The sequence below is a fragment of the Arthrobacter sp. ZGTC131 genome, assembly GCF_002929275.1.
Classification (GTDB): Bacteria; Actinomycetota; Actinomycetes; order Actinomycetales; family Micrococcaceae; genus Arthrobacter.
Window position 1 is genome coordinate 331,660 of the sequence record NZ_PJIK01000001.1, and the last position, 20,188, is coordinate 351,847.

10 protein-coding genes and 2 tRNA genes are annotated in these 20,188 nt (G+C 67.2%); 2 read left to right on the plus strand and 10 right to left on the minus strand.

Features of this window, described 5'->3' with window-relative positions; genetic code table 11:
• Positions 1-6: 6 nt before the first annotated feature.
• The 5 genes from CXQ90_RS01495 to CXQ90_RS01515 form a co-directional block, all read right to left on the minus strand.
• Positions 7-942 (minus strand): cytochrome b/b6 domain-containing protein, encoded by a 936-nt coding sequence (locus tag CXQ90_RS01495; protein ID WP_104136428.1) that lies wholly within the window; start codon positions 940-942, stop codon positions 7-9.
• Between the two features lie 166 nt (positions 943-1,108).
• Positions 1,109-1,185, minus strand: a tRNA-Met gene (locus CXQ90_RS01500).
• A 146-nt stretch (positions 1,186-1,331) separates the two neighbouring features.
• Positions 1,332-1,405 (minus strand) — tRNA-Met (locus CXQ90_RS01505).
• A gap of 220 nt (positions 1,406-1,625) precedes the next feature.
• Positions 1,626-4,556, minus strand: a complete 2,931-nt coding sequence (locus CXQ90_RS01510; protein ID WP_104136429.1) for a UPF0182 family protein — start codon at positions 4,554-4,556, stop codon at positions 1,626-1,628.
• 239 nt (positions 4,557-4,795) lie between these two features.
• Positions 4,796-5,947 carry a PDZ domain-containing protein gene (locus CXQ90_RS01515; protein ID WP_258064296.1) on the minus strand — a complete coding sequence of 384 codons (1,152 nt, stop codon included), beginning with the start codon at positions 5,945-5,947 and terminating at the stop codon, positions 4,796-4,798.
• A 222-nt stretch (positions 5,948-6,169) separates the two neighbouring features.
• Between CXQ90_RS01515 and CXQ90_RS01520 the strand changes: the two genes are divergently transcribed.
• Entirely contained in the window at positions 6,170-7,636 is a 1,467-nt protein-coding gene (locus tag CXQ90_RS01520; protein ID WP_104136433.1) for a zinc-dependent metalloprotease, read from the plus strand.
• 34 nt (positions 7,637-7,670) lie between these two features.
• Here the strand turns inward: CXQ90_RS01520 and CXQ90_RS01525 are convergent, their stop codons facing one another.
• The 3 genes from CXQ90_RS01525 to nudC form a co-directional block, all read right to left on the minus strand.
• Complete coding sequence (locus tag CXQ90_RS01525; RefSeq protein ID WP_104136434.1) at positions 7,671-8,288, minus strand: M48 family metallopeptidase; 618 nt, start codon at positions 8,286-8,288, stop codon at positions 7,671-7,673.
• A complete protein-coding gene (locus CXQ90_RS01530; RefSeq protein WP_104136436.1) occupies positions 8,288-10,420 on the minus strand; it encodes an ATP-dependent DNA helicase UvrD2 in 2,133 nt (710 codons plus the stop codon). The genes CXQ90_RS01525 and CXQ90_RS01530 overlap by 1 nt, the downstream gene beginning before the upstream one ends.
• 122 nt (positions 10,421-10,542) lie before the next feature.
• Positions 10,543-11,595: an NAD(+) diphosphatase gene (gene nudC / locus CXQ90_RS01535; protein ID WP_104136438.1), complete on the minus strand. Its 1,053-nt coding sequence runs from the start codon at positions 11,593-11,595 to the stop codon at positions 10,543-10,545.
• 153 nt (positions 11,596-11,748) lie between these two features.
• Between nudC and CXQ90_RS01540 the strand changes: the two genes are divergently transcribed.
• Complete coding sequence (locus CXQ90_RS01540; RefSeq protein WP_104136440.1) at positions 11,749-13,194, plus strand: macrolide 2'-phosphotransferase; 1,446 nt, start codon at positions 11,749-11,751, stop codon at positions 13,192-13,194.
• Between the two features lie 156 nt (positions 13,195-13,350).
• Here CXQ90_RS01540 and CXQ90_RS01545 read toward each other — a convergent pair whose 3' ends face one another.
• Both CXQ90_RS01545 and CXQ90_RS01550 read right to left on the minus strand, forming a co-directional pair.
• Positions 13,351-16,860 carry an ATP-dependent DNA helicase gene (locus CXQ90_RS01545; RefSeq protein WP_104136441.1) on the minus strand — a complete coding sequence of 1,170 codons (3,510 nt, stop codon included), beginning with the start codon at positions 16,858-16,860 and terminating at the stop codon, positions 13,351-13,353.
• Entirely contained in the window at positions 16,857-20,165 is a 3,309-nt protein-coding gene (locus tag CXQ90_RS01550; RefSeq protein ID WP_258064338.1) for an ATP-dependent DNA helicase, read from the minus strand. Before CXQ90_RS01550 ends, CXQ90_RS01545 begins: the two co-directional genes overlap by 4 nt.
• Positions 20,166-20,188: the final 23 nt, after the last annotated feature.

The following is a 20,188-nucleotide window of genomic DNA, read 5'->3' on the forward strand; positions in this document are numbered from 1 at the left end:
TGCGAATCAGCGGCTGGTGACCTTGCCCATGAGCGACGCGATGGGGCGCAGGAACAGCGGCCGCGCCAGGAACCACGCTCCGACCATCACTGCGACCGACGCGGCGAAGATCCAGAAACCTACCCAGCTCACGTCGTCACTTCCGCCGTACATGTGGTTGAGGTTCCGGAGGGCGCCGGTGGCCAGGACCAGGAACACATGGACAACAATGAACGCCACGAAGTAGATCATCACGGGAAAGTGCACTGCCCTGGCCGCCTCGATGGGATACGCCTTGTTGAGGGCTGCAGCTTTCTTGGGCCACGCGTTGGACATCCGCAGGCCGGTGATGAAAGCCAGCGGAGCGGCGATGAATACGGTCACGAAGTAGGTCAGCAGCTGCAGGGCGTTGTAGTTGACCCAGCCGTTGTCCGTGGGCCAGTTCAGCGACGCGTACTGCAGCAACGCGGAAGCCGCATTCGGGAAAACGTCCCAGCTGGTGGGCACGATCCGCATCCATTGCCCGGTGGCGAACAGCAGGACCGCAAAAATCAGCCCGTTCAGGATCCAGAGCGCATCCAGGGTCAGGTGGAACCAGAGCTCGAGGCTGATTTTCGTGGGGGCGGTCTTAGTACGGATCAGGCCCTTGTTGTTACGGGTCCAGTAGCCGCCCGGTCGCGTGGTGGTCCGTACCTGCCAGCCGGTGCGGATGATGAGCAGGAGGAAGAAGGCGTTCAGGAAGTGCTGCCACGCCAGCCAGGCCGGGAAGCCGACGGGAGCACCGGCCGGGAGTTCGGAATGTCCCGGGTAGTCCGCCATGAAGGACTGTACCGCCGGCGTCCCTGTCAGCCACTTGGCGAGCAGTACCACCAGCACCATGGCCACAAGCGCCGCAGGCACCGCCCAGTAGAGCCTGGACCGCTTGCCCTTCGAAGTGCCGGACTTGTTCTTCGTTGTGGACATCGAACTACATTCCTCTCGAGAATGACTGACCAGAGTGGGCGTCGCGCGCCGGCCAGGAATTCCGGGCCCTGCGAAAGAGAATACTAGGAACTGCTAGCACTTGGACAAAAACGGACCGGCAAAGCAAAGAGGCCCCGACCGGATTTCCCCGGTCAGGGCCTCTCTTTGGTTGCGGGGACAGGATTTGAACCTGTGACCTCTGGGTTATGAGCCCAGCGAGCTACCGAACTGCTCCACCCCGCGTCGCTTGGTTAACACTACCCTACTTTTGCCGGCACTCCGGCCACCCCGGCGCAGGGGGCCCATGGTCGGCATTCCGATCTGGACAGCACACCGGAAACAACAAAGGACCCGGACCACCTTGCGGTGATCCGGGTCCTTTTCTTCAGTTGCGGGGACAGGATTTGAACCTGTGACCTCTGGGTTATGAGCCCAGCGAGCTACCGAACTGCTCCACCCCGCGTCGCAAGAACAACTCTACCGTCCGGTGAACGGGAGGCCAAATCCAGGCGACGTGATCTGCGTCTCCGGGCCGTGAAGAGGCCATGCCCCCGCCCCGCACACCGCTGCCCCTAGCCGGCGCGAGGGAATGCGAAAAGCCGGCCCCGCGGTCCCCTTCCGGGGTGCGGGGCCGGCTTCCAACCTGCCGTGTGCTTGCTGTTCAGGCGTCGACTGCCCGGCCGTTAGCTGCTCGGCGTCGGCGTCGGCGTGGCGGACGGGGACGTCGGAGTGCTGGCAGTGGGGGTGCCGACGATCCTGGCCTCGGCGTCGACCGCCTTCTGCAACGCTGCGGCCAGCTTCTTCTGCTGTTCGCCGTAGGCTGCGAAGTCGCCCTTTGCCAGGGCCTCCTGGCCGGCCTTGATAGCGGCGTTGGCTTCGTCCAGGGCTGCCTTTAGTGCAGCCTTGGCATCGGTTGCGCCGGCCGGCGGAGGCGTTGTGCCGCCTGGCGGGGTGGGCGTCTTCCCGTTGTTGGGGGAGTCCCCTGCCGTGGCGCCCGAATCGCCGCCGAACAGCTGGTCGAGCGCCGCGTCCAAGGTGGCCGCGAAGCCGATCTTGTCGCCGAAGGCCACCAGGACCCGCTGGAGCGTGGGATACGACGTCTCACCCGTTGAGCGAAGGTAGACCGGCTGGATGTACAGCAGGCCACCACCGGCCGGAAGGGTCAGCAGGTTGCCGTTCAGCACGTCGGACGCGCCTTGCCGCAGCAGGTTCAGTGCCTGCGACACCGTCGGATCAGAGTTGAACTTGTTCTGCGCCTGTCCGGGGCCGGGAACCTGTGCCTCAGGCGGAACCTGAAGGAGCCGGAGCTGTCCGTAGGTGTCCGCCTTGACGCCCTTCTTGGCGCCGGCGTCTGAATCGGCGGCCAGGAATCCGTAGAGGACGTTGCGGGCGTTGCCGTCCACTACCTGGGGAATGTAGGACGATGTCAGCTGGAAGGCCGGGGCCTTCTGGTCCGGCATCTGCAGCGACATGTAGAACGGCGGCTGCTTCACCTGTTCCGAAACGGTGGGATCGTTGGGAACGCTCCACGCGTCGTCGTTCTTGTAGAAGCTCACGGGATCCGTCACGTGGTAACGGCCCAGGAGCTCACGCTGAACCTTGAACAGGTCCTCCGGGTACCGGACGTGGCTCATGACCGCTGCGGACATCTCCGAGTATGGCTTCAGCGAAGAGGGGAACACCTTCTGCCAGGCCTTCAGGAGCGGATCCTGGTCGTCCCAGGCGTACAGCGTGACGGAGCCGTCGTAGGCATCCACGGTGGCCTTAACCGAGTTGCGGATGTAGTTGACGGAGCTGTTGGGCAGCGCCACGTTGCGTCCCGCGGTGGTCTGCGAGTCCGTGGTGGCGTCGGAGAGCTGCTCCTGCTGTGAGTACGGGTAGTACTGGCTGGTGGTGTAACCGTCCACAATCCACTTGACCCGGCCATCAACCACGGCTGGGTAAGCGTTGCCGTCGACCGTCAGGTAAGGCGCCACCTTCTGCACGCGCTCCCGCGGGTTACGCTCGTACAGGATCTGCGAGGCCTCGTTCACGCCGTCAGACAGCAGCAGGTCCGAGGACTGGAACTTGATCGAGTACAGCACCCGGTTGAAGAAGCTGCCCACGTTCGGGCCGCCGTTTCCGGTGAAGGTGTACTGCGTTTCGCCGCCTTCCCTGGACGCCGGACGGTCCTGTTCGCGGGGCGCTGCGCCTTCCGGCGCGCCCACGATCGAGTAGTCCGGGGAGTCCTCGCCGAAGTAGATCCGCGGTTCGTAGGTGTCGTCGTTGCCCAGCACGCCCGTGGACGGGATGCCGGACTGCAGGAACTCCGGCTTGCCGTCTGCGGTGAACTTGTTGCCCTTGGCGGCAACCACGCCGTAGCCGTGGGTGTAGACGATGTGACGGTTCAGCCAGGACTGCTGATCGGGGCTCAGGCCCTCAGGGTTAAGCTCGCGCACGGCGATGACGGTGTCCTGTACCTTGCCGTCAACCTCGTACCGGTCCACGTTGAGCGCTTTGGGGAACTGGTAGTACGGGCGGTACTGCTCGAGCTGCGAGAAGGCGTCCGAGATCAGGTTGGGGTCCAGGAGCCGGATGTTGGCCGTGGTCTGGGCGTCCTTGGTAAGTGCACCGCTGGTGGCCGCTGTGGTGGCGTTATACCGCTCCACCTTGACCTGATCGAGTCCGTACGCCGCACGCGTCATGCCGATGTTGCGCTCAATGAATTCCCTTTCCAGCGTCTGCTCCGACGGACGCACCTGGAACTGCTGGATGACCCAGGGATAGACGCCGCCGGCCAGGATGGAGGTGATGACCAGCATCGCCGTGCCGATAACGGGTAGGCGCCACTTCCCGATGACTGCGGCCACGATGTAGAGGATGGCGACAAGAATGGCTGCCACGGCCAGGATGGCCTTGGTGGGAATGACGGCGTTGACATCCGTGTACAACGCACCTGCCCACCGGCCGCCGCTGTTCTGCACGGCGGTGTAGCGGTCCAGCCAGAAGTTGACGCCCAGGAGGATCAGGAACGATGCGCCCGTGACGGCGAGATGGATCTGGGCGGCGCGGCTGGTGAAGATGCCGCGCTCCATGATGCGGATGCTTCCGTACAGGTAGTGCGTCAGGATGCCGGCGATGCCGGCCACAATGGCGACGCTGATCAGGAATCCGGTGACGAAGCCCAGGAACGGCAGGGTCATCAGGTAGAACCCGATATCCAGCCCGAACGCGGGATCGTTCTGGCCGAACGGCTCCTGGTTGAAGAACAGGAGGACCTTCTGCCACTGGCTGGAGGCCGCGCTGCCGGCAAAGAGCCCGAACAGCACAGGAAGTCCGATCATGACAACGCGGCGCACCGGCTCCAGCTGGGCCTGGTACCGGTTGAGGTTGTCACGGATTTCGGAGTCCGGGGCGTAGACGGGCCGGGCGTGGTAGGCGATCCGGATGGCGTAGAAGACGCCGGCGAACATGATGGCAAAGCCAACGGCGAAGATGGCGATCCTGGCGAGGTTTTCCGTGAGGAACACTTCGAAGAAGCCAAGCTGCTGGTACCAGAGGACGTCCGTCCACACGTTGGCGAAGAAAATGAATCCGACGACAACCAGCGCTACGACAATGAGCGTCGGCGTCAAGGCACCGCGCTTTGGCTGGAGTCTTCCGGGCGGGGTGGGGCTGGCAGGACGGGACAAACTCTGTACCTCATAGCTTTGTCAGTTGCTGATCATATTTTAAGTTTTCATGGTGACAGCCTGCACAGTGCCGGCGCTTGTGGGCGCACCGCACTTGTCAGCTTGCACGGTCCGACGCCCAGCGTGGCAACGGCTGTCAATACTGCCACGAGTGAAGCCGGGCCATAGTTCCTACGTTTAGTCTAGTTGTTTGCGCAGGCAGGAAGACCCGATGTGTCCCCACCTGTTGCAGCCAGTTCGACCGCACGGCGTGCTTCGTCCAGGTTCTCCACTTTGACCACCTGGAGACCGTCGGGAATATGCCCCGTGACCTCGGCACAGTTCGCTGCGGGTGCGAGGAACATCGTGGCGCCGGCGGCGCGGGCGCCATGCATCTTCACGGCCACTCCTCCGATGGGCCCAACGTTGCCCTCGGGCGTGATGGTGCCGGTTCCGGCGATGTGTTTGCCTCCAGTAAGGTCCCCCGGCGTCACGGTATCGACGATTCCCAGGGCGAACATCATTCCGGCGCTGGGGCCGCCCACCTTCTCGAGGGAGATTTTCACGTCGAACGGGAAGGTGAAGCGGTATTTGAGCAGGACGCCCAGGATGTACCGCCCCGATTCGCTCCGGGACGGCGTTATCGTTTCCGTGACCTGCTTCCCGCCACGGTCAACGACGACGGCGACCGGCTTGCCTTTGCCGGCGGCCAGGTCCTCCTGGATCACGGTCAGTGACGAAACGGCCTTGCCGTTGATCGACGTGAAGACGTCCCCCGCCTTGAGCTTGCCCTCAGCGGCGGATCCGTCGGAGAGATCAGCGACTTCCAGTTTTTGCCCGTACGGGATGTCGAGTTCGTTCAGCGCCGAAGCCACGGCATTCTCCTGCGATGTGGTCATGGCCACCGCGCTCTCCTGCGCCGACTGTTCCTTGGTGACGCCCGTCGGGAAGATCAGTTCCTGCGGATAAACGGCCTTTGAACCGTCAAGCCAGGCGGCGAAGGCCTCAAAAACGCTGACGGGACCGTTGGGGCCGCCGTCGACGTAGACGGTGGTGAGGTCAAGGTTCCCCTTAGCCGGGAACGTTTGGTGACCCGTGACACTGATGACGGGCTTGGCGTTGTCACTGGCCAGGGTGTTGAACGTCGGTCCGGGAGATTCCACAACGTAAGGGACCGGCAGGACGGCGGCCGTCACGCCCAGTCCGAGGGCGAGGAGTCCGGAGAGCATCATCGTTGAGACCCGGGGGTCACGGGCCGTCTTGGGCTGGCTGCCCTCTTCCGCGCCGGCCGGTTCGCCGCCGCCGGTGGCAGCCGCTGACTCCTCTGAGGGCTGATCGCCCTTGGTAATCGTCACTGAAGGACCTCTCCCCACCGCGTCGTACATCGCGGCACTGTGGCTGCGGCCAGGCGGACAGCCGTGGCGCAGCCTGCAAATATTCCGATTTCTAACACTACGCGTCCGGGCCGGGCGAAAGCTCTTTGCCTACAGCGAACGGACCCCCTTTCGGCAGACAGCCGCCCGCCTGCGGGGTAGCGTGAAGGTTGATCAACAGTCACACCGACGATCGGCGGGATCATGACCTCCAACCCACTCAATCCGCCCAACGGCGACGAAAACCCGAAGGATCCGCTGGCAGAAATGCTGCAGAACCTCATGGGCGGCAAGGGCATGGGCGACATCGACCCCGCCGAACTGGCGAAGGCGGCCGGGCTCCCCGACGATCCAAATTTGCTGGCCCAGATGTTTTCACAGGTACAGGCCATGATGAGCGCCCCGTCCGAGGGCCCCGTCAACTGGAAGCTGGCGCACGACAACGCCCGTCGAGTTGCCGCCAGCAGTTCCGATCCGTCCGTCACAGCGCCGCAGTCCCGCGAGGTTGACGAGGCACTCCGGCTAGCCGAACTGTGGCTGGACCCGGTCACCGACCTGCCAGCCACGGGCCTGATCGGCCGGGGCTGGTCGCGCGCAGAGTGGGTTGAGGAAACGCTCGGCACCTGGAAGCGGCTGACGGAGCCGGTGGCCAACAGCATCGCCAACGCGTTGTCCAGCGCCATGACCGAGCAGATGCCGGAAGAAATGAAATCCATGATGGGCGGCGCTTCCTCCATGCTGCAGAACATGGGCGGAGCCATCTTCGGCATGCAGCTGGGGCAGGCCATCGGTGCACTGTCCGCCGAGGTGGTCAGTTCCACGGACATAGGCGTTCCGCTGGCCGACCTGGAAATGGCGTTGCTTCCGGGCAACGTGGCGAAGTTCGGCGAGGGGCTCGGCCTTCCCGAGAACGACATCCGGCTGTTCCTTGCTGTCCGCGAGGCAGCCCATGCCCGGCTGTTCGTCCAGGTTCCGTGGCTGCGTGGGCACCTGCTGGGTGCCATCGAGGCCTACGCGCGCGGCATCCACATTGACACGTCGCGGATTGAAGAGCTCGCCCGGGACCTCGACCCCAGCAACCCCGAAGGCATTCAGGAGGCCCTGTCGCAGGGCGTCTTCATGCCGCAGCGGACGCCGGCCCAGGAGCAGGCCCTCCAGAAACTGGAGACCGCCCTGGCCCTGGTTGAAGGATGGGTTGACGAACTCACCGCGGCGGCGACCGAAAAGGTCCTCCCGTCGGCTGGTGCCCTCCGCGAGACCGTCCGGCGCCGCCGCGCCACCGGCGGCCCGGCCGAGCACGCCTTTGCCTCGCTGGTAGGTCTGGAACTGCGCCCCCGGCGCCTCCGCGAGGCCGCAACGCTGTGGGCGTCGCTGAAGGAAGAGCGCGGCATTGACGGCCGCGACGCCATCTGGAAGCATCCCGACCTGCTCCCCACAGCCGAGGACCTGGACGACCCCAAGGGCTTCAGCGAACGCCGCCAGCTCGCCGAAGCCAGCGACAGCGAGGTGGACGACGCGCTTCTGAAGCTCCTGAACGGCGGCTTTGACACCCCCGACGCTGGGACTGCCGAGGAGAGCGGCGCCGCCGAGGAAAGCGCGTCTTCCGAGGAAAGCGGGCCTGCCGAGGATGAGGGACCCGACGGCACAGCTCCCGGGGCCAAGGACAAGTAGGACCGGCCAGCGGGTAGGACCGGCCAGGGGACGGTTAGGGGCCGACGGCGGCGGGTAGCCTCGCGGCCTCGGCTTGCCCCTGCTGGTTGTCGGCTGCGGGCAGCCCGCGGGCCGTGGCAAATGCCACGCCTTCCAGGAAGGCCTTGGCGCGGGCGGTCTCCGGGTAAGCCTCCAGCAGCTTCCAGAAGGCAGCGTTGTGCCCGGCCACCAGCAGATGCGCCAGCTCATGGAGCAGCACGTAGTCGATGACCCACTGCGGCATCGGGCGGAGCTTGTCTGAAAGCCGGATAGAACCCTCAGCGGGAGTGGCCGAACCCCAACGCGAGTTCTGGTTGCTGACCCAGCGGACCGACGTCGGCCTTGCCTTGCCGCCCAGGTACGTTGCCGACAGGTGGGCGGCATGGCCGGCCAGGGCCTCATCCGAGGAGGGACGCCGCCGGCCCTTGCCGTTGGACTGCTTGTCCCCCTGGACCCTGAGCTTCTCCAGCATCCGCCGCACCCATTCGGCTTCCTGGGCCCTGCTGAAGTTCGCCGGAATCGCCACCACCGCCGTACCGTTCTCCCAGAATGCGGCGACGGTGCGGCGCCGGCGGGCCGACCGGCGCACCTCAACGGGGGCGCCGTCGTGCGTCGTCTGCGGCGTGCCGGACATCAGAGCGCGGTGCTTTCCACCAGGACCGCGAGGACGGCTTCGCCGTACTTCTCCAGTTTGGAGGGGCCGACGCCCGCGAGACCCGCCAGTTCCTCCAGCGACGCCGGCCGGGCCTCGGCAATGGCCGTGAGGGTTGCGTCGGTGAAGACCACGAAGGCCGGAACCTCCGCTGACAGGGCCACTTCCTTGCGCCACTCACGGAGCGCGTTGAAGGTCTGCTCCTCGTAAGTGGGCGGGCACTGGCTGCAGCGGCCCACTTTCCGTTCCGCACCGCTGGCCAGCATGCTGCCGCACACCCGGCAGGACGCGGGCGCGGCCGCCTTCCGCCGGGGCACGGCGCCCTTGCCGCGTGCGCTCGACGTGGCGACGGAGTCCGGCCGGAGCCCGTCCAGGAAGCGTGACGGTTTCCGGTTGGCGCGGCCGCCCGGTGTCCGTGCGGTGGACCAGGACAGTGCCAGGTGCTCGCGAGCCCGGGTGATGCCGACGTAGAGCAGGCGGCGTTCCTCGTCCACGGCTTCCGGGGTGTCGGCGAAGGAGATGGGCATGAGCCCTTCGCTCAGCCCCACCAGGAACACGGCATCCCACTCCAGGCCCTTGGCGGCGTGCAGCGACGCCAGCGTGACGCCCTGCACCGTGGGCGCGTGCTGGGCCAGCGACCGCTCCTGGAGCTCGTTGACAAAATCCGAGAGGCTGAAGTCCGGGCCGCGGCTCAGCACGAGCTCATCCGCCAAGGCCACCAGCGCAGCAAGGGATTCCCAGCGCTCCCGCAGGGCGCCTCCGCTGTGGGGCGCGGAGTCCGTGTAGCCGAGCGAGGCAACGATGTCGCGGACGAGCTGGCCCAGCGGCTGCGGCGCGGACTCCGCGACGGCGCGGGTGGCCGCGCGCAGCTGGAGGATGGCGTCCCGCACCTCCTTGCGTGCGAAGAAACGCTCGCCGCCGCGCAGCTGGTAGCCGATTCCCGCGGAGGCCAGCGCCTGTTCGTACGCCTCGGACTGGCCGTTGGTGCGGAACAGGATGGCAATCTCACTGGCTGGCGTGCCGGCGTCGAGCAGGCCGCGGATCTTGCCGGCCACGGTGGCCGCCTCTGCTTCATCGTCCGAGCACTCGGTGAACTGCGGCGCCGGTCCGGCATTCCGCTGGGCAACGAGCTTCAGCGGCGCGGCCCAGGCGGCGTCTGCGACGGGGCCTCCGCTGCGGCGGGCCGCCAGCAGGTCATTGGCCAGCTTCACCACCTGGGGCGTTGAACGGTAATCGCGGATCAGCTTGACCACGTTCGCGTTCGGGTACAGGGCCTTGAAGCCGAGCAGATGGCGCGGAGATGCACCGGTGAAGGAATAGATGGTCTGGCTGGCGTCGCCCACCACACACAGTTCATCCCGGCCGCCCAGCCAGAGCTCCAGGAGGCGTTGCTGCAGCGGTGACACGTCCTGGTACTCGTCCACGACGAAATGCCGATACTGTTCGCGCACCGTGGCAGCGACCTTCGGGTCCTCCTGCAGGATGCCCACGGTGATCAGCAGGACGTCTTCGAAGTCGATCACGTTCCTGTCGGTCTTGACATCCTCGTAGGACTGGAAGACCCTGGCCACGGCTGTGAGGTCGAAGCCTCCCGGGTTGCCGCGGTCCTGGGCGTTTTCCAGATAGTTGGCCGGCGTCAGCATGGACACCTTGGCCCACTCGATCTCCGACGCCAAATCCCTGATGGAGGCCCGGTCCGTGCTCAGCCGGAGCCGGCGCGCGGCCTCGGCGATCATCTGTGCCTTGTGGTCCAAGAGGTTTGGCAGCGTCCCGCCGACCGCCTGCGGCCAGAAAAACTGGAGCTGCCGGAGCGCCGCGGCGTGGAAGGTCCGGGCCTGGACATTACCCACCCCGAGGTCGCGCAGCCTGCTGCGCATTTCGGCGGCGGCACGTGCCGTGAAGGTCACGGCCAGCAGCCGCTGCGGACTGTAGACCCCGGAGTGCACCCCGTACGCGATCCGGTGCGTGATGGCACGGGTCTTACCGGTTCCGGCCCCCGCGAGGACGCACAGCGGGCCGGTGAGGGTGCTGGCCACCTCCCGCTGCTCGGCGTCGAGGCCACCGAGGATGCGGTCCTCCAGGGAGTCGTTGCCTTCAGGAATTTCTGTAGTCACTTCTGCTGCTCAGTCGATGGGATGGAAGGAGTGCTGACGCCGGGAGAGAATTCCGGGGCTGACGGCGCTGATGTCACTGCGGCGGGGCCGGCCCGGAGCGATCCGCTGCGCGTCCGTCCCGGTCATTCGTTGGCTGGCCGGTCCTGGATGACGCCGCCGTACCAGTGCTCGATCAGGGACCGTGCGATGGAGAGCCTGGTGGAGATGACAATCTCGCCGCTCAGCACAGCCGCCTGGAGTTCCTCCCGGCTGAACCACCGGGCACGGGTGACCTCAACGCCGTCGGGCTTTGCCTCGGAATCATCAGTGACCGCGGTGAAACCGAGCATGAGCGACGCCGGGAAGGGCCATGCCTGGGATCCGAGGTACTGGCAAGCCCTGACGCGCACGCCCACTTCCTCGTGGATTTCACGGACCACCGCCTGCTCGAGCGACTCCCCCGGCTCCACGAAGCCGGCAAGCGTTGAGTAGTTCTTGGCATCGAGGGGCCCGCCGCCGCCAAGGAGCAGGCGGTCGTCCGGCCCCACCACTGTGACGATGATCGCGGGATCTGTCCGGGGATAGTGTTCGGAGTTGTCAACCGGGCAGCGGCGGACCCATCCCCCGGTCTCCACCGTGGTCGGGGCCCCGCACCGGGGGCAGTGGGTATGGCTGGCGTGCCAGTTGGCGATGGCGCTGGCCTCAACGAAAAGGGCCGTGTGGGTCGGATCCAGACGTGCGGCGACGTCGCGGAACCCCTCCCAGATGGCGCCCGAAGCAAGCCCCGCGGTGCCGGGATCGACCGGCGCGGGCAGGATGAACAGCAGGATCTCCGTCCCTGCCGGCAGGTCCGAGTTCTCCAGCGCAGAGCCCAGGTAGACAATGAGCGAGGGACCGGAGTCTGCACCCCTGAGCCGGTCCAGCAACGGGGTGGCGTCTGTCAGGACAAGGGCATCGTTGTGAATGAGGGCGTGCTTGCCGGAAAGGACCATGGCCTGGGTGCCGCCGCGGGCCAGCAGGTCTTCGACGAGGCTCGGTTTCATCCGTTCAACGGATCCGCGGTTCACCACTGCCGGGCGCACCGGCAGCACGGTGTCGAAAAGATGGTTTGCCGGCAAATCACCCTTGGACAGCTGATTTTCCGGCGACTGGCCCAACTGCTGACTGACCGGCGCAGCGGCCTCCGCGTGACTCATGTATCCACCGTACTGACTCGGGGTGACAATTCACATTTCCGGCAGGTGCCGGGCGGCCCTCCTTCGGCGGCGGGAAGCTCTTATTTCGGCTGGATCTCAAGACTCGCCGCGACACATCGTTGTCTTGAACGTCAGTCAATCTACCGTGGAAGCGTGAGAAGAGAACCGATCGAACTGGCAGCTGTGGCAACCGCGGCGGTCCCCGGACTGAGCCCGACTGCCGTGAGTTCCGCACCGGATGATCCGGCGGACTTCGATTCGGCGCTCCTGCTCGACTCCGAAGGCAAGCGCTGGCGGGTCCGCTCGCCCCGCCATGCCGAGGCGAGCACACGCTTGGAAACTGAGTTCCTGGTGCTGCGGGCCTTCGCCCCGGCCATCCGGGCGGAGCTCCCCTTTCTGATGCCGACCGTGGCCGGGACAGTCCGCCAGCAGAATCTGAGCACCTTCGTGTACTCCCACCTCAACGGATCCACCCGCACCGTAGAGGAACTGACGGCGGGGTCCCAGAAGTTGGCGAAAGAAATCGGAACGGCCCTCGCCGCCATCCATGATCTGCCGCACGCCCTGGTAAGCAACGCCGACCTGCCGAGCTACACCCCCAACGAGTTCCGCCAGCGCAGGCTGAACGAGCTCGACATGGCCGCGACAACGGGCAAGATCCCTCCCCTGCTTCTCCGTCGCTGGGAACACGCGATGGAAGACGTTTCCTTGTGGCGCTTCAATCCGTGCGTGGTCCACGGTGACCTGCACGAGGACAACCTGCTCGTCGAGGAGGACCGGGTTACCGCCGTCACCGGTTGGACCGACCTCCGAATCGGGGATCCCGCCGACGACCTTGCCTGGCTCGTCGCGTCCAACGAGCACGACTTCGTGGACGCGGTGGTGCGCCACTACACCGAACACCGCCGCGATGCGCCCGACAGTCATCTGCTCCGGCGGGCCGCGCTGTCCGCGGAATTCGCGCTGGCGCAGTATCTGGTGAAGGGTATTGCCGCCGCCGATGCCGAGATGATTTCCGAGGCGGAAGGCATGCTTGGCACCCTCGCGGACGATATCGCAGAGCACGGCGGGCAGCCCATCAGCGTGGAGCCCCTGCCGTCACCGGCGGCTGCCGCGGGTTCCGCAGCGCCGGGCTCGACGCCGCAGGGCTCAGCCGCGCCCGGCCAGGGCGCGGGCGGTACGGACTCGGACGCTGCAGTTTCGGATGGCATGGTTTCCCGCGGTCCGGTTTCGGTCGAACTGATTGCCGCGCCGGCGGCCACGGACGTCTCCGAGCCGATGCCGGCTGTGCACGTCATGCCCATCCCGGTGGTCGAGGACGCCGCCGCCGCACAGGGTGCTCCGGCCGCTGCAGACGGGCCTGGCGCCGTCGCCACGGGCGGCGCAGCGGACGCAGACGGCAGCGTGGACGCTCCGGACGCGGCGGGCGGCCCGGACTCCGAAGACCACAGGCGCGACAGCGAGCGGGCCGCGCAGCCCAAGCCGCTTTCCGCCGACGACACCTCCACGGCTGCCATCAGCATCGTTGACGCCAAGCCGCTTTCCGCCGACGACACCTCCACGGCTGCCATCAGCATCGTTGACGCCAAGTCGCCCTGACCCGAGGTCTCGGGGCTAAGTGCCTCAGGGTTAAGTGCCCCGGGCCTCAAGGCTATGTACCCCGGGCCTCAGGTCTCAGGGCTAAGTGCCCCGGGGCCGCAGGGCCTCAGGCGGGATGGTGTCGCGCCGTTGACGCCCGAGGCGTGATCCCCGCAACTAGCCCCGCGGTGACGCAAGGGCCGCCGCGACGATGCCCTCCAGCTCGGCCCCCGACGCCAGGTCGTGGGGGCGAACCACATGGTTTTCCGCGACATAGTAGAAGGCGGCCCGCACCTCATCCAGCGGCACGTCCTTGAGCCGAGCCCACGCCAGCCGATAGACAGCCAGCTGCACGCTCTTCGTTTTCAGCTGCCCGGCGGACGGCCGCCTGCCGGTCTTCCAGTCCACGAGGTCCCAGCAGCCGTCGGCATCGCGGAACACCGCGTCAATACGTCCGCGGACCACCACGTCACCGATCCGGGTTTCGACCGGCACCTCGACGTGGGCCGGCGACCGGTGCGCCCAGGGGGATTCCCTGAAGGTGGCCACCATGTCCTCAAGGCCGTAGGCCTCGTCAATGTGGTTGTCGGATCCGGGTGCTTCGTCCAGGTCCAGCATGCCTGCCGTTCCGAAGTACTCCTCGACCCAGGCATGGAACGCCGTCCCCTTGCGGGCGGACATCCCCGGTTCGCGCGGGACGGGTCTCCTGAGGCGCTGCAGGACAGCCCCCGGGTCCTCCCCGAGGTCAACGAGGGTGGACGCGGATATGTGCCCTGGCAAGTGGACGTCCCGGCTTTGCGCACGGCGGGCGCGGCGCTCCAGGAGCAGGGCAGCCTCCCGTGCCCACCCGGCAGCGTGAGGGCGGAGCGGCGTTCGTGGCTGGCCTGCGGGGTCCGGCTGCTCCGCCTGCCCGTCAAAGATCCACTCCTGGAGGCCCGCAATTTCGGCGCGCAACCGGCTCGCGGCGGAGTCCATGGCCTCCCGCCGCCCGGGTACCAGCCGGAGCCTTTTGCCGGTGCGCGGGTCAACAGGGCCTTCGAGGGGATCGTACGGCCAGGTGGCGACTTCGAGGTCCCGGGTCAGGGGGCTCTCCTCCGGAAGTGACACCTCGTCCACAGAGTCGGGGTGGATCTCTGCTGCGGCGGCGCGGGCCGGGAGTGTGCCGTCGGCTGTTCCGATCCCGGCGAGCGGTCCCAGCTCAGCGAGGAACGGCGACATCTCGGCCATTCCGCCGCGGCCGCCGACCCACGCACCGCTGGACACCCACAGCACGTGTTTGGCCCTCGTGTACGCAACATAGGCCAGCCGCCGTTCCTCGGCCTCGCCGTGGGCCTGGACGGCGCCCTTGAAGTCCTTCTCGGCGTCCAGCCACCCCTTCTGGTCCGGCTGGTCGAGGTCCCATTGCGGAAGGTCTGCCCTGTCGCCGCGGAGCGGCCAGGGCAGCGCGGCAGAACCGCTGCTCCACCGGGAATCACGGCTGCTGGGGAAGGCCCCGCCGTTGAGACCAGGAACGAAGACCACATCCCATTCGAGGCCTTTGGATGCGTGCACCGTCAACAGCTGGACAGCTTCATGGTTGACGTCTGCCGGCGGAACGTCGAGGCCACCTTCCTCGGCGGCTGCGGCTTCGAGCCAGGAGAGGAACGCGAGGACGTCCACGCGGTGGGATGTCTGCAGGAATCCGGCAGCCGCATCCTGGAACGCATCCAGGTTCCTGCGCGCCTGATGGATGCTGAACCCGGGGCGCGCGGCAACCTCGATGTCGAGCAGCATGGCCCGCTCCACCTCGCCCAGGAGGGTGGTCAGGTCCTCCCCCAAGAGTCCGCGCAGTTGCCGGAGTTCCGTGCCGAGCCTGTGGAGCCGTTCCCGGGCGGGGGCTGTCAGCGTGCGGCCGTGCGCCGACGTCCAGCCCTCGCTGGGCAGCCAGTCCAGTGCTTCCACAAGGCTGGACGCGTCGGTAAGGTCCCCCTCGATGACGACGTCGGCGGGCGGCTCGTCGCTCCCGCCCGCACCCGCCGCATCGGCCGCGCTCTGCCCGCGGCGCCGCGCCAGAAACGTCGACCAGTCTCGAAACGCCATGAGGTCGGCGGTGCCGATCCGCCACCGTGCACCGGCGAGCAGGCGCATCAGGGAATCCGACCGGCCGGGGTCAGCGAGGACCCGGAGCGTCGATACCAGGTCCACGATTTCAGGTGTGTCCAGCAGGCCGCCGAGGCCCACGATTTCGTAGGGAATCCCCCGGGCCTCAAACTCCCGCCGGATGCACTCCATCTGGGCCCGCCGGCGGCACAGCACGGCCATGGCTGGCGGCACAGGTGAGGCAGTTGATGACTGCTCGAAGTCGGTGACCCGGTATTTCAGCAGGTCCCGCGCGATGGCGGCGGCCTCATCCTCATCCGTGGCGAAGCGTCCAAGGATCACCCGGCCCTGAACGGCAGCCGGACTGGGCTGCAGGGGCGGCACCTCGACGGACGCGGCGGTCGCACGTTCCCCGGCGGGACCCGCCTGAGCTGCAGCGGCGCTCAACGGAGCCGAAATGACATTGGCCGCCGCCAGGATGTTGCGCCCGTTCCGCCAGGCGGTGGTCAGGTAAGAGGTCGGGGCCGGGCTAAACCGGGCCTGCCCTTCGGCACCATCATCCACCCGGACGGGGAATTCGCTGACAAAGTGGAACAGTTGGCCGGCGGACGCACCGCGGAAGCCGTAGATGGACTGGTTGGGGTCGCCCACAGCTGTGACGGCGTGGCCGTCTCCGAACAGCCTGGAGAAGAGGACCAGCTGCGCGTGGGACGTGTCCTGGAACTCGTCCAGGAGCACCACCTTGTAGCGCTGGCGTTCCATCTCCGCGGCGAGGGGAATCTCACGGGCCACCCTGGCGGCGAGAGCCACGAGGTCGCCGAAGTCGAGGGCGCCCCGGGCCCTTTTGGCCTCGGAGTACCGGCCCACGAGTTCTGCGACGCTCGCCCGGGTTCGGAGCATGGCACCGAGCTCCCCGGCCGCCTGGCTGGGGTTCTTCTTCGCCTCTGCCACGTAGGGCAGGGCGTCGAATTCGGCCAGCCGCTGCATGAGCCAGTCGTGAACCTCGGCCGGGTCCTGGAGGTGCTCTGCGCACTCGCCGGCGAGCTGGATGACGGCCTTGACGAGTGTTGATTTGGCCACCCGGAAATGCGCATAGTCGCCGTCGAACGCCTCGACGACCTCGCTTGCCAGCTGCCAGGCCTGGGCCCCGCCCAGCAGGACGACGTCACGTTCGATGCCAAGCCGGAGCCCGTAGTCGGACACGATGCCGCTGGCAAACGAGTGGTACGTGGAGACTTTGGGTTCCAGCGCATCGGCGCTGAGCAGGCCGGCGGGAAACACCGCGTTACCGGCATCGGCATCCGCGATCCGCTGCAGCGCCGCCAGCTTGGCGCGGATGCGGCTTGCCAGTTCGCCGGCGGCTTTCCGTGTGAAGGTGACACCGAGGACCTCCTCGGGCTTGACCCAGCCATTGGCGACCAACCACACAACGCGGTCGGCCATGGTGGCAGTCTTGCCTGAGCCCGCACCGGCAATAACGAGCCGGGGGGTCAGCGGCGAGGAGATGATGGCTGACTGTTCTGCGGTGGGCACGTTCTTCTCGCCGAGCAGGACGGACAGCTCTTCGGGACTGAACCTTGGTGCAGGGAGATCCGCGGGGCGACTCATTCGGTAACCTGCTTTCCGCGGGCGCACAAGGGGCATACTTCCGGCAGGCGGCAGCCGTGGCCGCCGAATCCGCTCTTGGCGGGATCATGCCTGGCTTCGAACTCATGGCCGGACATCACGTCGGCCGCCTCCTTGACCATGTCCAATGCCCAGTTCTCCCCCGGATCGAGGGGATCCTGGTGCTGGACGCCCGGATTCTTGGCGGTGGTTCCCAGCTGGGCGAGCACGGCGCCGCCTGGCTGTACGTCCCCGGGAACACCCTCGGAACCGCTGAAGCCTCCGGCGAGGACCGCGGCCTGGTAAGCGCCAAGCTGCGGATGCCGGCCCAGATCACCCTTACCGGGCTGCCTCTTCCCTGTTTTGAGGTCGACGATCACCAGCCGTCCGTGGGGGTCAATCTCCAGCCGGTCCACCTGGCCCCGCAGGACAGCGGAACGGGGCGCTTCACTTATGGCGCCGTCCGGCAGCGGATCGGCGGCCGGTTCGGGCAGCTGCACTTCAAAGTCCTGCTCCACGCCGACCAGGCGCCTGCCCTCGCTGCGCATGACAAGGATGTACTGCGCCAGTTTCCGCACCATGGTTTCGGCCCGCCGGAAGTCCAGCTTTCCCTCCCAGTTGTCTTTCATACCGAGGGACGGCCAACGCCTGACGAGCTCGGCGAGGTACTCGGCCCCGGAGGCGTCAGGCAGATCCTGGGCGATCGCGTGCACCAGGGTTCCCAGGCTCCTCGCGAAATCTGTGGCCGCCTCACCGCCTGCAGCCTGGATGAACCAGTCCAGGGGCGACTTCTGGACGGACTCCACCTTGGAGGGCGAGACGTAGACAGTTCCCCCGGGAGGCACCACGCGTTCTTCCGAGGACAGCGGGGCCAGCCCCCACCACGTGTCCGGGTGCGCTCCGGGAACGGGCGGATCCACCGTTGCCAGGCGGGCCAGGACACGGACAGCCTCGTCCGACTCTGCCGCAGCCCGGTCGGCCAGTTGCGCGTGCTGGCGCAGTTCGGCGACGAGTGCCCTGAGGGTCAAAGGCCTCTCCACCGGCGTGAATCCTCGCGCGTCCCGGTCCGGTGTCAGCGGGGCCACGTAGTCCAGGAATGAGGACGGCTGTTCGTCTTCCGAAGCCACGGCTGTGCAGATCAGCACTTCCCTCGCCCGGGACACCGCGGTCGAGAAACTCCGGAGTTCGTCGTACCGGATCTCGCGCAATCGGCTGAGCGGGCCCCGCTGGAGGGCGGACTCCACCCCGTGTTCCACGGCATCGGCGAAGAGCGTGCTCCCCAGCAGCTCCCCGCGGAGCCGCGTGTTCGGCCAGACGCCCTCCTGGAGTCCAGCAACGATGACGAAGGGCCATTCCCGTCCGGCGGCGCTGGCGGGCGTCATGAGTTCGACGGCGTCGTCCACCTGTGCCCGGGCCGCCAGCGTGTCCATGGGAAGCTCCTGGTTGAGCAGGTACTCAAGGAACTGGTCCGGCCCGGACCCTGGCATCTGGTCAACGTACCGCTCGGCGGTGTGGAACAGGGCCATCATGGCGTCGAGGTCACGGTCCGCCCTTGACCCCACCAGCCCTCCCGACAGTGCGGCGGCGGTCCAGCTTCCGGCAAGACCGGTCGAATGCCACAGGGCCCAGAGGACGGTTTCGGCGTTGGCGCCGGCCGCGGTGGTGGCCTTCCGGCCGGCCTGGATCATCCGGGCAACGCGACGCGCTGAACGTCCCTCGATCCCCAGGGAACCAAGGGCACCGGGCTCGAGGAGTGCCTCCACGAGCAGTGCATCGCTGGAGCGTCCGCCGCCGCCCAGGATCTCCTCGCGGCGCAACGACTGGCGCAGCCTGCGCAGTTCAAGGGATGTGGCTCCGCCGATCCTGGACGTCAGCAGCGCGACGGCGGATTCCGGCGTCAGGACGTCCGGATCGAGGACCACGGCATAGGCGTCAAGCAACGGACGGACGGCCACTTCGTCGCGGACAGCGGACTCCGCCACGGGAATCCGCACCGGGATTCCCTGGCCCGACAGGTAGCGCTGCAGCTGGCTCAGTTGGCCGCCATTCCGGACGATCACCGCCATGTCCGCCAGTTCACGGCCGTCATTCACCTGGGCTTCAAGGATCCGCTGTGCGACGTAGCGCAGCTCATGGACGGCCGACGGCAGCAGGTGCGCCTCGACGAACCCGCCGGAGCCACCGGAAAAACCGGCGTCTTCGGCGGGACGGGCGCCTGTTTCACCGGTGGAGGGCAGAGCGTGAACGTGGTGGTCGGGCGTGGGTTCAGTGGGAAACTGCTCGAGCCGGCGGGCGAGTTTCCCGCCGGCTCGCAGGGAGATCCGGTCCGCGACGCCGAGCCAGGCCTGCGCGACGGCAGGCCGATGCCGGTGGGCGTACCGCAGCGGCCTCTCGAGAACGTCTTGGCCGTCCCCTCCCAGCAGCCGGGGAAGCTCGGCGACGAGATCCGGACGGGCGCCCCTGAAGCCTTGGACAACCGTGTCCGGGGAAGACGCCACGAAGACGTCCTTGCCCGCGGCGATGTCAGCCAGCAGCTCAAAGACCGCCGGGTTGGCCTCGTGGATGTCATCAACAAGGATCAGCTGGAGGCGTTCGCGTTCCGCGGCCAGGAAATCCGGCGAATCCTGGAAAAGCTGCCGCGCGGCCGTGATGATGCCGGCGGGATCGAAGGCCTCGGGCATGCGCAGATCCAGGACGTCACGATATTCGGCGTACAGGGCGGCCGCGGCGATCCAATCGGGGCGGCCGCATTCTTGCCCCAGGTCCGCGAGGTCCTCGGCCGTCCGGCCGGATTCGATGATCCGATCAAAAAGCTGCCGGACTTCCTGCCGGAAGCCGCGGGTGGGCAGCGCGGCATCGAGATCGGCCGGCCACGGCAGTCCCAGGCCCGGAAGTGCATGACCGTCCAGCAACTCCTTGATGATGAGGTCCTGTTCGGGACCGGAGAGGAGGCGGGGCGCCCGGGGCAGCGGCAGGATTCCTTCCGCCTTGGCCCGCCTGATGAGGTCGAAGGCATAGGACGCCCAGGTACGGGCCGGCGTGGTGCTTAGGCTCCGGTTCAGCCGTGCCGTGAACCGGTCCCGCAGGGTGTCCGCCGCCAGCCTGCCGGGCGCAAGAATGAGGATCCGTTCGGGATCAACCGAGTGCGCCTCGACCCTGCGGACGGCCGCCTCTATCAGGACGGTCGACTTGCCGGTGCCCGGCGCTCCGGGCACGAGCACCGGGCCTGCTCCGCGGGGGACGTCGACGGCGGCGAGCTGGTCCGCCGACAGTGCCGGCACGAAGTTGTGGACCTGGCGCGGCGGCAGAAGCCGAAGTCCAGATCCCGGCG

What these genes read in the sequence shown, in the direction of transcription:
- CXQ90_RS01495 (WP_104136428.1), bottom strand. Translation starts at nt 942, where the DNA reads ATGTCCACAACGAAGAACAAGTCCGGCACTTCGAAGGGCAAGCGGTCC.
- CXQ90_RS01520 (WP_104136433.1), top strand. Translation starts at nt 6,170, where the DNA reads ATGACCTCCAACCCACTCAATCCGCCCAACGGCGACGAAAACCCGAAG.
- CXQ90_RS01525 (WP_104136434.1), bottom strand. Translation starts at nt 8,288, where the DNA reads ATGTCCGGCACGCCGCAGACGACGCACGACGGCGCCCCCGTTGAGGTG.
- nudC (WP_104136438.1), bottom strand. Translation starts at nt 11,595, where the DNA reads ATGAGTCACGCGGAGGCCGCTGCGCCGGTCAGTCAGCAGTTGGGCCAG.
- CXQ90_RS01545 (WP_104136441.1), bottom strand. Translation starts at nt 16,860, where the DNA reads ATGAGTCGCCCCGCGGATCTCCCTGCACCAAGGTTCAGTCCCGAAGAG.